This window comes from Nocardia sp. NPDC019323 (assembly GCF_044389845.1).
Lineage (GTDB): Bacteria > Actinomycetota > Actinomycetes > Mycobacteriales > Mycobacteriaceae > Nocardia > Nocardia implantans.
In genome coordinates this window covers 39,808-53,328 of record NZ_JBIRYN010000013.1, presented here as the reverse complement: position 1 = coordinate 53,328, position 13,521 = coordinate 39,808, and the positions used below count along the sequence as shown (strand labels likewise).

At 70.0% G+C, this 13,521-nt stretch carries 13 protein-coding genes and 1 riboswitch; of the genes, 6 read left to right on the top strand and 7 right to left on the bottom strand.

All coding sequences use genetic code 11. The features are described 5' to 3' along the window. Positions 1–8 precede the first annotated feature (8 nt). The gene (gene dacB, locus ACH49X_RS31240) at positions 9–1,448 is read right to left on the bottom strand and encodes a D-alanyl-D-alanine carboxypeptidase/D-alanyl-D-alanine-endopeptidase (protein ID WP_195078390.1); all 1,440 of its coding nucleotides are present in this window, start codon (positions 1,446–1,448) and stop codon (positions 9–11) included. Positions 1,449–1,666: 218 nt separating this feature from the next. On the opposite strand from dacB, the gene ACH49X_RS31235 reads away from it, so the two are divergent. Further along, complete coding sequence (locus ACH49X_RS31235) at positions 1,667–2,158, top strand: inorganic diphosphatase (protein ID WP_195078000.1); 492 nt, start codon at positions 1,667–1,669, stop codon at positions 2,156–2,158. 125 nt (positions 2,159–2,283) lie between these two features. Here the strand turns inward: ACH49X_RS31235 and ACH49X_RS31230 are convergent, their stop codons facing one another. Both ACH49X_RS31230 and ACH49X_RS31225 read right to left on the bottom strand, forming a co-directional pair. Then, a complete protein-coding gene (locus ACH49X_RS31230; RefSeq protein ID WP_067794586.1) occupies positions 2,284–2,526 on the bottom strand; it encodes a hypothetical protein in 243 nt (80 codons plus the stop codon). A gap of 188 nt (positions 2,527–2,714) precedes the next feature. Continuing rightward, entirely contained in the window at positions 2,715–3,536 is an 822-nt protein-coding gene (locus ACH49X_RS31225; protein ID WP_195077999.1) for a crotonase/enoyl-CoA hydratase family protein, read from the bottom strand. Positions 3,537–3,724: 188 nt separating this feature from the next. On the opposite strand from ACH49X_RS31225, the gene ACH49X_RS31220 reads away from it, so the two are divergent. The 3 genes from ACH49X_RS31220 (at position 3,725) to ACH49X_RS31210 (ending at position 5,235) form a co-directional block, all read left to right on the top strand. Next, the gene (locus ACH49X_RS31220) at positions 3,725–4,039 is read left to right on the top strand and encodes a 2-oxo-4-hydroxy-4-carboxy-5-ureidoimidazoline decarboxylase (RefSeq protein ID WP_397071648.1); all 315 of its coding nucleotides are present in this window, start codon (positions 3,725–3,727) and stop codon (positions 4,037–4,039) included. 54 nt (positions 4,040–4,093) lie between these two features. After that, positions 4,094–4,570, top strand: a complete 477-nt coding sequence (locus tag ACH49X_RS31215) for a YbaK/EbsC family protein (protein ID WP_195077997.1) — start codon at positions 4,094–4,096, stop codon at positions 4,568–4,570. 197 nt (positions 4,571–4,767) lie between these two features. Next, the gene (locus ACH49X_RS31210; protein ID WP_195078389.1) at positions 4,768–5,235 is read left to right on the top strand and encodes a flavin reductase family protein; all 468 of its coding nucleotides are present in this window, start codon (positions 4,768–4,770) and stop codon (positions 5,233–5,235) included. Between the two features lie 12 nt (positions 5,236–5,247). Here ACH49X_RS31210 and ACH49X_RS31205 read toward each other — a convergent pair whose 3' ends face one another. From ACH49X_RS31205 to ACH49X_RS31195, 3 genes are all read right to left on the bottom strand, one after another. Beyond that, positions 5,248–5,541, bottom strand: a complete 294-nt coding sequence (locus tag ACH49X_RS31205; protein WP_195077996.1) for a helix-turn-helix domain-containing protein — start codon at positions 5,539–5,541, stop codon at positions 5,248–5,250. Continuing rightward, positions 5,534–5,890: a type II toxin-antitoxin system RelE/ParE family toxin gene (locus tag ACH49X_RS31200; protein WP_195077995.1), complete on the bottom strand. Its 357-nt coding sequence runs from the start codon at positions 5,888–5,890 to the stop codon at positions 5,534–5,536. The genes ACH49X_RS31205 and ACH49X_RS31200 overlap by 8 nt, the downstream gene beginning before the upstream one ends. A gap of 67 nt (positions 5,891–5,957) precedes the next feature. Then, entirely contained in the window at positions 5,958–7,277 is a 1,320-nt protein-coding gene (locus tag ACH49X_RS31195) for an aminotransferase class V-fold PLP-dependent enzyme (RefSeq protein WP_357208951.1), read from the bottom strand. 48 nt (positions 7,278–7,325) lie between these two features. After that, a riboswitch (SAM riboswitch) is annotated at positions 7,326–7,439 on the bottom strand. A gap of 616 nt (positions 7,440–8,055) precedes the next feature. Here ACH49X_RS31195 and ACH49X_RS31190 point away from each other — a divergent pair. After that, a complete protein-coding gene (locus tag ACH49X_RS31190; protein ID WP_357110639.1) occupies positions 8,056–11,967 on the top strand; it encodes a Pls/PosA family non-ribosomal peptide synthetase in 3,912 nt (1,303 codons plus the stop codon). Continuing rightward, complete coding sequence (locus ACH49X_RS31185) at positions 11,967–13,313, top strand: M1 family metallopeptidase (RefSeq protein ID WP_357208949.1); 1,347 nt, start codon at positions 11,967–11,969, stop codon at positions 13,311–13,313. The genes ACH49X_RS31190 and ACH49X_RS31185 overlap by 1 nt, the downstream gene beginning before the upstream one ends. Here ACH49X_RS31185 and ACH49X_RS31180 read toward each other — a convergent pair whose 3' ends face one another. Continuing rightward, on the bottom strand, positions 13,314–13,499 hold the full coding sequence (locus ACH49X_RS31180) for a hypothetical protein (RefSeq protein ID WP_195044543.1): 186 nt from the start codon (positions 13,497–13,499) through the stop codon (positions 13,314–13,316). Positions 13,500–13,521: the final 22 nt, after the last annotated feature.

Genomic DNA, 13,521 nt, shown 5'->3' with positions numbered 1-13,521 from the left:
ACCACCCGTCACGAGCATCCACAGTTTCGCAGCGTGCCTGCGATCGCGTCCAACGCGGGCCTGCTCACCTCCGGCGGTCGATCGTTCGACATCAGCGCGAAGGTCAGCACCCGCCCATCGGCGTCCAGCACATATCCGACCAACGCGCTGGAGACCGACAGAGTTCCGGTCTTGGCTCGCACCCAGCCCGCGGCCTGACGGTCCCGGGTGACGTAGCGGCTGGTCAGCGAGCCCGTCGCGCCCGCGACCGGCAGGTCGTCCAGCATCGGCGCCAAAGTGGCCGCCAGCCGGTCGTTCTCCGGCTTCGCCTTTGCGCCCGTCTGCTGCACCGCCGTGGCGGCGGTGGGTCCGGCCGCGGTCGCGACCACCCGGTCGAGCAAACGCGCGGGAATCCGGTCGTCCACCGAAAGCCCGCTGCTGTCGTGCATATCCAGGCCGGACAGATCGAAACCGGCCTTGCTCAGCGCCGTGCGCACCGCGGTGACCCCGCCGCTGAACGAGGCCTCGCCGCCGGTGGCCGTCGCGATCTCCCGTCCGATCGCCTCGGCCAGCACGTTGTCGGAGTGGACCATCATGTCGCGCAACCGGTCGCGCAGCGGCGCCGAACGCACGGAGGCGACCTCGGCCGCGCCCGCAGGCGCGACGCCCGCCTTGACCCGCGCCGGGTCGAGGCCGAGTTCGGTGGCCAGCCGCCGTCCCGCGTCCAGGGCTGGCGTCGCGGTGCGCGGCGAGTACTCGACGAGCGGTTGCAACCGGCCGCCGTCGATCATCACCGGCTCGATCGGGGCGATGGAACCCTCGGGGATGTCGATCGGGTCCCAGCCCTGCGCCATGGCCGGGCCGGCGTAGGCGGAGAGGTCGACGACGATCGTGTCCACCGCGCGGCCCGCGGCCTTGATCTGAGTGACCAGCTCGGACAGCCGCGGTCCGTTCGGGTAGTAGCCCTTGCCGTCCGGCTGCGCGGTGAGCGTCGGATCGCCGCCGCCGACCAGCACCAGTTCGTTCGGCGCCGCGCCGGCGACCACCTTCGTGGTCACCCGGTGCTCGGCGGGCAGCGTGAGCAGGGCCGCCGCGGTGGTGAGGATCTTCGCGGTGGACGAGGGGATCATCGGCCGGTTCGCGTCGCCGCTCCACAGCACCGTCCCGCTGTCGGCATCGGTCACCTGACCCGCGAACGCGCCGAGGTCCGGATTGGCGATCACCGGAGCCAGCGCGGCGGCGACCCCGGCGGGACTCGGCGCGGAACCGGCGGGCCGCGCCGGGCCCACCTGCGGGGACGGCTCGACCGGCGCGGGCGGGGCGGCGATGGTCAGGCCACCGTGGCGGAACTCGTCGGTCCACGGACGCACCGCCAGCAGTGTCACCGCGGCGGCCACGGCCAGCACGACCAGCACGGCAGAGATCAACAGCCATCTGTTGCGGCGCCGCCGGGCGGCCAGCCCACCGATGTTCTCGTTCCCACCAAACACGTCGCCGCCGCTCTCCTGACCGATTCCCGCAGCAGCCGCCTGCCGCACCCATGTCCCCGCCGACCACACTATCCTCGTTGCGCAACCGTTCCCCTGAACAACCTGGCGAGTCGGCGCACTCCGCAGCGGCCGAGTCGGCAGTCGCCGAAAAGAAGCCGAGTCGTCCGTACTCGGCACCGATGCACGAAGGAGATGGCGTGGAGTTCGACGTCACCATCGAGATCCCCAAGGGTTCCCGGAACAAGTACGAGGTCGATCACGAGACCGGCCGGGTCCGGCTCGACCGGTTCCTGTACACGTCCATGGTCTATCCCGCCGACTACGGCTACATCGAGAACACCCTCGGCGAGGACGGCGACCCGCTGGACGCGCTGGTCCTGCTGCCCGATTCGGTGTTCCCCGGCGTGATCGTCGAGGCTCGGCCGGTCGCCATGTACAAGATGACCGACGAGGCCGGCGGCGACGACAAGATCCTGTGCGTGCCCGCGGGTGATCCGCGCTGGGATCACATCCAGGATCTGAAGGACGTCCCCGAGTTCGAACTGGCCGCGATCAAGCACTTCTTCGAGCGCTACAAGGATCTGGAGCCGGGCAAGTACGTCAAGGGCTCGGAGTGGGTCGGGCGGGCCGAGGCCGAGGCCGAGGTGGAGGCGTCCATCCAGCGGCTGAAGGACCAGGGCGGGCACTGAAGCCCTTCGGGCACAACGAAAGCGGGGAGTCCGGTGGGTACCGGCTCCCCGCTCTGCCGTCCGGCGTCACGAAAAGCGAAAAGGGACATCCGGATTCCGGATGCCCCTTCTCTGTGACAGGTGGCTCAGTAGTAGATGTACAGGTCGTAGCCGTCCCAGGTCTCGATGCACTCCCAGTAGTAGCCGCCGGTGCTCGGCGACTCGCCGTCGGCCCGGCACGCGCTCAGCGTGGCGTACGTTCCGACGTAGGTGCCGCCGTAGGCGACCTCCTGGTAAACCGGTGCGGCCGAGGCCGATGCGGCCGTCGACACCCCGGCGACGGCGGCGGTGGCCAGCAGACCAGCGGCGAAGAAGGACTTGATACGCATTGTTCTTGCTCCTGAATGCGAGATGAAATTTTCGACGCCTCAAACGATATGGGCGATCGGCACCTCGCACAGCCACCCCTAGGGTGAGGGCAACGCAACCCTGAGGCGAATCACCTTGCCCACCCTTGATACCCACCCTTGGGGTCCGGCCCGGCGCGCCCGCCCGGGGTGCGAGCGCGCCGCCGGCGTCACTGGCCGCGGAATTCGGGCGCGCGCTTCTCGAAGACGGCCTTCACCGCCTCGGTGAGGTCCTCCGACGGCAGGAACGCGGCGTTCCACGCGGAGACGTAACGCAGGCCTGCGGCGATCTCGTCCTTGCGCCGCTGCTCGAGCACGTCTTTGACGCCCTGCACCACCAGCGGCGGGTTGGCGGCGATCTCGCGCGCGGTGGCGTGCGCCGCGTCCAGCACCGCATCTTGGTCCGGGAAGACGTCGTTGACCAGGCCGATCTTCTCCGCGCGCGCGGCGTCGATGTCCTTTGCGGTGTAGGCGAGTTCGCGCAGGTGGCCCTCACCGATGATGCCGGGCAGCCGCTGCAGCGAGCCGACGTCGGCGACGATCGCGACCTTCGCCTCCCGCAGACTGAACTTCGCCTCCGCACTGGCATAGCGGATGTCGGCCGCCGCGATGAGGTCCAGCCCACCGCCGATGCACCAGCCGGACACCGCCGCGATCACCGGCTTGCGGCAGTCGGCCACGGCCGTGATCGCGGCCTGCAACCTGCGCACGTCGACGAGGAAGTCGGTGCGCGGCGCGGCCAGCGCGCGATCGGCCAGCAACGGGCCGAACGTGCCGCTCATGGCGGGCAGGTCCAGACCGTAGGAGAAGTGTTTGCCGGAGCCGGTCAGCACGATCGCGCGCACGTCCGGATCGGCGTCGAGCGCACGGAACACCTCCGGCAGCTCGCGCCAGAAGTCGGGACCCATCGCGTTGCCCTTGCCGGGCCCGATCAACGTCACCTGCGCGACGTGATCCTTGGTTTCGACGGTGAAAGCCTGCCAATCTGTCATTTGTACAGCGTATCGAGACAAATCCGGACCCGTGTCCCGACCCGGTGCCGCACGACTCGGAAAGCGGAACTCGGCGCGTGTAAAGCCTGTGCAAATTCGCGATGGTGTACTGGGTGCCGGGGGCGAGAACAGCGGATCATGAGCAGGTCAGCAAACCTCATTCACCGGCTTCGGAGGACATCGTGCTGATGCATCGCGGGATCGGTCTCGACCGCTTCAACGAACTGCCCCGCGGCCGCGCGGTGCACGCGCTGTACGAGTGCTGCTGCAACGTCACGTGGGCGGCGACACTGGCCGACGCCCGTCCCTATCCCGATCGCAACGCGTTGCTGAACAAGGCCGATGTCGAACTGCTCGCGCTCTCGCAGCAGGATGTCGACCGCGCCTTCGAAGGAGTTGCCCACGAGCCGGTCTCGGCGCGCGACGTGACCGAGCTGGCGCGGATCACCCGCGTGCGGATCGCCCGGATGCTCGGCCCGGCCGAGGGCTACCCGGAATACTGAGCCGACAGCGCGACTCGCCCGGCGTCTCGCCCGCTATCGCTCTACCCTGGTGGGATGCGCAGGTCGTCATTGCCACCGGTCGCCTGCCGGGTCGCCGACACCCTCATCTCCCGTGGCCATCACGGTCTCATCGTCGCCCAGCCGGAGCCGACCCACACCGCCGCCGACGCCGCGCGGGCACTGGGCGTCGACGTGGGGGCGATCACGAAGTCACTGGTGTTCCTGCTCGACGACGATCCGGTGCTGCTGCTGGTCTCGGGGGCGCACCAGGTCGATCTGGCGAAGACCGGCGCGCGCCTGGAAGGAACGCTGACCCGCGCCCCCGCGAGCATGGTGCGCGAGGTGACCGGCCAGCCCATCGGCGGGGTCGCACCGGTCGGCCATCCGACCAACCTGCCCACCTGGGTGGACAACGCGCTGGCCCACCATCGCGAGCTGTGGGCCGCGGGCGGGCATCCGAACACCGTCTTCCGCACGTCGTTCCCGGAATTGCTGCGCATCACCGCGGGGCTGCCGATCGACGTCGACTGACCGGTGCGAGCGTCCCGAAAAGCGCGGGTCGCGCGGCCGGGGCAGCACAGTCATCGGCCGGATGCGACATATGCCACCGCCGTCGGCCGGGAAACCGGGCGTAGTTTCGTGGTGTGACCGACGCACCACAGCCGGAAACGGAACTACGGGTTCCGGACGATCTGAGCGGCATCACCGCGGAGCAATATCGCGCGTCCATGCGCCACTATCCGGCCGGCGTCACGGTCGTCACGCTGCAATCGCCGCAGGGACCGGTCGGCTTCACCGCGACTTCGTTCGCCTCGCTGTCGCTGGACCCGCCCCTGGTGTCGTTCAACATCGCGCACACCTCCTCCAGCCTGTCCGGGATGCTGGACGCCGAGTCCGTCGTCATCCATTTCCTCGGCGAACACCAGCAGCACTTGGCCCAGCGGTTCTCCCGCACCGCGCAGGAACGCTTCACCGACCGATCCCTGTGGACCGCCCTCGACACCGGCGAACCGGTCCTGCACGGCACCCCCATCTGGCTGCGCGCCACGGTGCACCAACTGATCCCCATCGGCGACCACACCTTCGTCGTCGGGTTGGTCACCCGAGTCCACGACAACACCGACGAGAAGCCGTCCGCCGCGCCCCTGCTGTACTACAACGGGCGCTACTACCGGCCGACCCCCCTCGGCGACTGACCCGGAGTTCCGCTACGCCACTCTCGGTCGCACCTGCACCACCAGCTCGGCGTCAAGCGCACGGGCCAGCCGCTCCAGCACAGGAAGGCTGGGCACCGTTCCACCAGCCTCGAACCGGGCGACCGCGGACTGAGTCATACCTGCGGCGTCGGCCAGTCCGGTCTGGCTCCAGCCTCGTTCCTCGCGCATCCGCCGAATTGTCCGCCCCAGTTCATAAGCCAACCGAGCCGCCTCATATGCTTCCGCGGCGCCGCGTTCCTTCATCCGGCGGTTCCTGATTTCCGCCCAATCGCCACGCTCAGCCATTGATCTCATCCTCCTCGGCCGTATGCCGCTCCGCGATGCAGCGGTCGAGCGCTCGTCGCGCTCGCTCGACCTCGGCATGCTCCCGCATCCTCGTCTTGACGAACACGGTCAGCATCACGATCCGACGCCCAGGCGCAATCCAGTAGGTGAGCCGGACCGCGAAACTGTCCAAAAAGAACCGCAGTTCCCGCAGCTTACCGTCTAGCTGCCGGGTATACGGCTCGCCGAGCAGCGGTCCCTTGTCTTCGAGCAAATCGATGTAGAACGCCCCCCGGGCGAATGCGACCGTGGGGAGCCTTTCCACCCAATCGCGTATCTCCGGTTCCAACTCCACGATACCCCAACCCATAGCATGGATGCTATAACGTGTGGCAGCTGAAGCGCCCTTTTCGACGAAACGACGGACAAGCGCGGCTTCAGCCGACGAGGCAGGGGGCCGCGCCGGTGGGGGCGGTCGAGCTGAACGGGCGGGTTTCGGGGGTGGGGTTCCACACGCCGTTCTCGGCGGTGTAGTTCCAGGCAGGGCCGGTTTCGACCAAGGTGGCGATCGCATCGATCAGACGGTCCACATCGGTCGAAGTGGTGCCGAGGCCGATGCTGGCGCGCAGCGCGCCGTCCAAGCCGAGCCTGGTGAGCAGCGGGTGGGCGCAGAAGCGTCCGTCGCGTACGCCGATACCGTGTTCGGCGGAGAGATACGCGGCGACCTGGCCGGGGACGAAATCGTCCAGGGTGAAGGCGACGATGCCGACGGAGTCGGGACTGTCGGCCCAGATGCGCAACAGCTGGACGCCGGGAATGGCGGCCAAGCCGTCGCGGAGACGGTCGGCGAGCCGGTGTTCATGCGCGGCAAGGGTTTCGGCTTCGATGGCACAGAGCGCGTCACAGGCGGCGGCCAGCGCGGCGGCGCCGAGCACGTTCGGCGAGCCGGCTTCGTGCCGCTGCGGAGCGGGCGCCCACTCGGCCGCGTCGGCGCTCACCTCGCGCACCGCGCCGCCGCCCGCGAGGTAGGGCCGGGCCGCGTCGAGCCAATCCCGCCTGCCCACCAGCACACCCGCGCCGAACGGCGCGTAGAGCTTGTGCCCGGAGAAAGCCACGTAGTCTATCCCGCGGGCGCGCAGGCTGATTCGCCGATGCGGAGCCAACTGCGCCGCGTCCACCAGGATCCGGGCGCCGCACTGATGCGCGACGGTGGCCAGCCGCCCCAGCGGCAGCACCTCCCCGGTCACGTTCGACGCGCCGGTCACCGCGAGCAATGCGGCGGGCCTGCTGCACAGTTCGGCCACCAGCCTGCCGATGGTCTCCTCGACCGTGTCGGCCGCCCGCACGACGCGCCTGCCCCGCCTGGTCCAGGGCAGGAAATTGGCGTGGTGCTCGATGTCGAGCACCACCGTGTCGCCGGGGACGCAGGACGCGAGCAGGTTCAGCGAATCGGTGGTGTTGCGGGTGAACACCACCACCTGGTCGTCGGCGGCGTCGAGGAACCGGGCGACCGACCCGCGGGCGGCCTCGTAGCACTCGGTGGAGATCCGCGAGGCGTAGCCTGCGCCGCGGTGCACGCTCGCGTAGTACGGCAGCAGTTGCTGCACCCGGTCGGTGACCTGGGTCAAGGCCGGCGCGCTCGCCGCGTAGTCGAAGTTGGCGTAGGTGGCCGTCCCGCCTTGCACGAGCGGCACACGCAGTTCGTCGCCGGAGACCCGGGCGAGAGCGGCACAGGTGTTGTCGACAGTCGTAGTCATCACGTGAAATCCCGTCGGCTCAGGGACCCGCAATCGAATGATTCGTCGAGTCCGCGCTTGCCGCGCCCGGTCGGGCGGCGGCCGGGTCGTCACCCGGAGCACCCCACCGCGGAGGAGGGTTGCCGGCCAGCAAGCCGGGGCTTCGCGCTGGCACTCATGACCTGACCCGAGGGTGGCAGAAGCGCCCCGGCGCTGTCAACCACGCTCGACCCCGAGTCCTCACGAGCACCGCGTGGAGATAACCACCGCACGCGAGCCATTACAAGCACCCCCACGACAACACGCGAGCCGTGTCCGCCTCGGGTTTCCGCACGTCGCTCGGCAACTGACGCAGGCCACCGGCGGCAGCATCCCGAGGCGGTTCGCTCAGCGGTTACCGGCAAGCCTGGAGCGGGCCGGCGCGAGTCGAATGCGAATGCCGTTCCGCACCGGCCGCGCCCCTCCTCGGCCCGGCCGGAGCCGAGCATAGGCCCTTGGTGTTCATCGCGGCCTCCGCTTTCGATGAGCGGAATCACATCCCCGAAACAGCGATCTTCCGGCGAACCGCACGGCGTCCCGCCGACCAGCGATTGCCGCGCCGCGACGGCGAATGTCGATCCCACCTGCAACAACGGGCACCGCGCCGGTCGGTCCGTCGTCGGGTCAGGTGAACAACGGACGACGACAAGCCCGGGTACCGTGGACGATTGGCCAGCGCGGCGTTTGCCCTTTGGTAACCCAGCTATGACACAAACAACGCGAAAGTGTGGGCAAGTCGATGGGAGGTGCGCGGAGCACCATGCTCGAGACAGACGTCGACGCGCGGGCGCGCCCGCTGTCACGCGGCGACCGCGCGCCGGAGGCCAGGACGCTGGTCGACATCCTGACCGCGACGGCGCTCGCTCATCCCGAGGCCCCTGCCATCGATGACGGCCAGGTGGTGCTGTCCTACCTGGAGCTGGTCGTCGAGATCGAGAAGACCATGGCCCGTCTCGCCACCGCGGGTGTGCGGCCGGGCGACCGGGTCGGCGTGCGCATCCCGTCGGGCACGCGCGAGCTCTACGTGACCATTCTCGCCGTCCTGTACTCCGGCGCCGCCTACGTGCCGGTCGACGCCGACGATCCCGACGAGCGCGCCCAGCTGGTCTTCGGCGAGGCGCAGGTCACCGCGATCGTGACCGCGGACGGCATCGAGACCACGGCCGCGGGCATCCGCGCGGCGGAGCGGGAGCGCCCGGAAACCTGGTCGACGCTGCCCGCTCCCGGAGACGACGCCTGGATCATCTTCACCTCCGGCTCCACCGGAACGCCGAAAGGCGTTGCCGTCACCCACCGCAACGCGGCCGCCTTCGTCGACGCGGAAGCCGAGTTGTTCCTCCAGGACGCCCCGATCGGTCCCGGCGACCGCGTGCTCGCCGGTCTGTCGGTCGCCTTCGACGCGTCCTGCGAGGAGATGTGGCTGGCCTGGCGCAACGGAGCCTGCCTGGTGCCCGCGCCGCGCGAGCTGGTGCGCACCGGCGCCGATCTCGGCCCCTGGCTGGTGCGGCGGCGGATCACCGTCGTCTCGACCGTGCCCACGCTGGCGGCGACCTGGCCGGTCGAGGCGCTGGAGGCGGTGCGCCTGCTCATCTTCGGCGGTGAGGCCGTCCCGCCGGAACTGGCCGAGCGGCTCGCCGGCAACGGCGACGCGACGCGCGAGGTGTGGAACACCTACGGCCCCACCGAAGCCACCGTCGTCGCGTGCGCCGCGCGCTTGGACGGCCGATGGCCGATCCGAATCGGATTGCCGCTCAACGGCTGGGACCTGGTCGTCGTGGACGCGGCGGGTAACCCGGTGGCCGAGGGGGAATCCGGCGAATTGGTGATCGGCGGCGTCGGACTCGCCCGCTACCTGGACCCGGTCAAGGACGCCGAGAAGTACGCCCCACTGCCGTCCGTCGGCTGGGAGCGCGCGTACCGCAGCGGCGACCTGGTGCGCAACGACAGCGCCGGTCTGGTCTTCCTCGGCCGCGCCGACGATCAGATCAAGCTGGGTGGGCGGCGCATCGAGCTCGGCGAGATCGACAACGCTCTGCAGCACCTGCCCGGCGTCACCGGCGCCGCGGCGGCCATCCGGACCACCAAAGCGGGCAACAAACTTCTGGTCGGCTATCTGACCGGGCCGGGACCGGATTTCGATGCCAAGGCCGCGCGCGCCGTCCTCGCCGGCCGGCTTCCGGCGCCGCTGGTACCCCGGCTCGCCGTGGTCGCGGAGTTGCCCACCCGCACCTCCGGCAAAGTCGACCGCGACGCGCTGCCATGGCCGCTGCCCAACGCCGCCGATGACGACGACGACAACGAGCTGACCGGCACGGCCCTGTGGATCGCCGGGCTCTGGGATGCCATCCTCGGCGCCGAGGTCGGCGATCTCGACGCGGATTTCTTCGACCTGGGCGGTGGCTCGCTCGCGGCGGCGCAGTTGGTCACCGCACTGCGCGAACGGTATCCGCAGATCGCCGTCGCCGATGTCTACGATCACCCCCGCCTCGGCGCGCTCGCCGAACTGCTGGAGCAGACCACGCCCGCCGTGGCCGTCGCCGACCGGACGGTGCGGCCGACGCCGTGGCTCGCGCAAGCCGCGCAGGTGCTCGCCACCATTCCGCTCACCACGCTCACCGGACTGCAGTGGTTCACCTGGCTGGCGATCGTCGGCAATATCGCGGCCTGGTCCGGCTCGCTGCCGTGGCTGCCTCGGCTGTCCTGGTGGTGGACGCTGGTCGCGTTCCTGCTGTTCATCTCGCCGCTCGGCCGCATGGCGATCTGCGTGGCGGGCGCGCGGCTGCTGCTGCGCGGGGTCCGGCCGGGGCGTTATCCGCGCGGCGGTTCGGTGCATCTGCGGTTGTGGGCGGCCGTGCGGCTGTCCGAGGCCAGCGGCGCGGAGAACCTGTCCGGCGCCCCGTGGATGGTGCCGTTCGCCCGCGCGCTCGGCGCGAAGATCGGCAAGGGCGTCGATCTGCACAGCCTCCCGCCGGTGACAGGGATGCTCGAACTCGGCGACGGCTGCAGCGTCGAGCCGGAGGTCGATCTGTCCGGCTACTGGATCGACGGCGACGTGGTGCATCTCGGCCCGATCGTCGTCGGCCCCGGCGCGGTGGTCGGTTCCCGTTCGATCCTCTTGCCCGGCACGAAGATCGGCAGGAACGCCGAGGTGGCGCCCGGCTCCGCGGTGGCGGGCAAGGTGAAGGCGGAACAGGGGTGGGCCGGTTCGCCCGCGGTGAAGGTGGGCAAGGCGCAGCACCGCTGGCCCGCGCACACGCCCGCTCGGGCCCGGCGCTGGGTCGGCGTGTTCGGCATCACGTCGATGGCGTTGGCCGCCATGCCGATTCTCGGCATCGGAGCCGGTGGCGCGATCCTCGCCTGGTTCGTTCGCGACACCCGCACGCTCGCGGACGGTGTCGCGCGTGGGTTCGCCGTCCTGCCCCTCGCGACCCTGCTGAGCCTGGGGGTCTACGCCGCGGCGACCGTCGTCGCGGTCCGGCTGCTGAGCATCGGCCTGACCGAGGGCTACCACCCGGTGCGCAGCCGGGTCGGCTGGCAGGCATGGGCCACCGAGCGCCTGCTCGATTCCGCGCGTACCTTCCTGTTCCCGCTGTACGCCAGCCTGCTCACCCCGGTGTGGCTGCGTTTGCTCGGCGCGAAGGTCGGCAAGAGCGTCGAGGCGTCCACGGTGCTGCTGCTGCCGAAGTTCACCACCGTCGCGGACGGCGCGTTCCTGGCCGACGACACCATGATCGCCGGTTACGAACTCGGCGGCGGCTGGCTGCACATCGGCGCGGCGAAGGTCGGCAAGCGCGCCTTCCTCGGCAACTCCGGCATGACCGCCCCCGGGCGGCGGGTGCCGAAGAACGGGTTGGTCGCGGTGCTGTCGGCGGCGCCGTCCAAAGCGAAGCCGGGTTCGTCCTGGCTGGGCAGCCCGCCGGTCCGGCTGCGCCGCGCCGCGGAGAACGCCGACACCGCGCGCACCTTCGATCCGCCCGCCCGCCTGCGCGTCGCCCGCGGCTTCGTCGAGACCTGCCGCTTGATCCCCGTTCTGGTGACCTTCGCGATCGGTCTCGGCGTGCTGTGCGCCCTCGCCTGGCTCGCGCAGACCTTCGGCCACCTGGCCGCCGGGCTGCTCAGCGGGCTGGTGCTGCTCGCGGCCGGCGCCGTGGCGGGGGCGAGCTCGGTGGCTGCCAAATGGTTGCTGGTGGGGCGTATCCGCGCCGAGGAGCATCCGCTGTGGAGTTCGTTCGTCTGGCGCAACGAGGTCGCCGACACCTTCGTGGAAACGGTTGCCGCGCCGTGGTTCGCGCGCGCCGCGACCGGGACGCCCGTCCTGAATCTCTGGCTTCGGGGCCTCGGCGCCCGGATCGGGCGCGGGGTATGGTGCGAGTCCTACTGGCTACCGGAGGCGGACCTGGTGACTCTCGGCGACGGCGCGACCGTGGAACGCGGCTGTGTGGTGCAGACCCACCTGTTCCACGACCGGATCATGGCCATGGACACCGTCACCCTGGGCGCGGGCGCCACCCTCGGCCCGCACTGCGTGGCCCTGCCCGCGTCGACGCTCGGCGACGGCGCGACCATCGGCCCGGCTTCCCTGGTGATGCGCGGTGACGCGGTGCCGGCCTCGACGCGCTGGTGGGGCAACCCGATCGCGCCTTGGTTCACGGGCGACCCCGGGGCGCGCTGATGGCGGGCAAGTTCTACGAAGCCCCCATCGACGAGTACCTCCCGCAGAACGGCAACCGGGGGTACCGGGTTTCCCGGTACGAGCTGGAGCTGACCTATCGGGTGTCCGCCAACCGGCTCACCGGACGCGCCGCCGTCACCGCCGTGACCACCGAGGCGCGCACCCGGTTCGCGCTCGACCTCGGACAGGCACTGAGCGTGTCGAAAGTGTCGGTCAACGGGATCAAGGCCGCGAAATTCGCCCATCAGCACGGCAAGTTGGTCGTCACCCCGGCACAGCGGATTCCGGCCGGCGGCGTGCTCGCGCTCGTGGTGCAGTACGGCGGCACACCGAAACCGGTGCGCGGGCCATGGGGCGAGGTGGGCTGGGAAGAACTCACCGAAGGCGCGATCGTGGCAAGCCAGCCCAATGGCGCGGCGTCCTGGTTCCCCTGCGACGACCACCCGAGTTCAAAAGCCAGCTACCGGATCTCGATCACCACCGATTCGCCGTACTACGCGGTGGCCAACGGGACCCTGCTGCGCAAGCAGACCAAGTCCAGTCAGACCACCTGGGTGTACGAGCAGGCCGAGCCGATGTCGAGCTACCTGGCCACGATCCAGATCGGTCACTATCGCAAGCACCGCGTCGGTTCTTCGCACGCCCCGGTGCCGATGCACGCGATCCTGCCGCCGCGGCTGCGCGCCGCCTTCGACCACGACTTCGCTCGTCAGCCGAGGATGCTCGAGGTCTTCAGCGAGAAATTCGGTCCCTACCCGTTCGCGGACTACACCGTGGTCGTGACCGACGACGAGCTGGAGATTCCGATCGAAGCCCAAGGCATCTCCATCTTCGGCGCCAATCACTGCGACGGCCGCCGCGGCGCGGAACGGCTGGTCGCACACGAGCTGGCGCACCAGTGGTTCGGCAACAGCCTGACCATCCGGCAGTGGCGGGACATCTGGCTGCACGAAGGCTTCGCCTGCTACGCGGAATGGATCTGGTCGGAGGCGGCGGGCGGGCCCACCGCCGACCAGCTGGCCCGCGCCGCGCGGCACAACCTGGCCCGCGAACCCCAGGACATCGTCATCGGCGATCCGGGACCGCAACGCATGTTCGACGATCGCGTCTACAAGCGGGGTGCGCTCACCCTGCACGCGCTACGCCTGGAACTTGGCGACTCGGCCTTCTTCGACCTGCTCCGGGAATGGACCATTCGCTACCGTCACTCGTCGGTGACCACGGAGGAATTCACCGACCTGGCCGGGCACTACAGCCTGGTGTCACTGCGCCCACTCTGGGACAGCTGGCTGCTCGCCGAGCGACTACCGCAGCTGCCGCCCCACGGCGGCGCGTCGACGGCCTGATCAGAACACCAGGTATCGCGCGGCGAGTTCCTCGACCAGTGGATGGTCCTCCGGCACGTTGGCCAGCGCGTCCAGGTCGGTCGCCACGGCGATCTGGCGTGGGTCGTCGCGCTCGGCGTCCCGCGGATCCTCGATGAGCTGGCGCAGCAACTTCTCCCGCACCCGGGTCTTCAGCGAATCGTTCATACCTGGGGGCTGCCCGCCCATG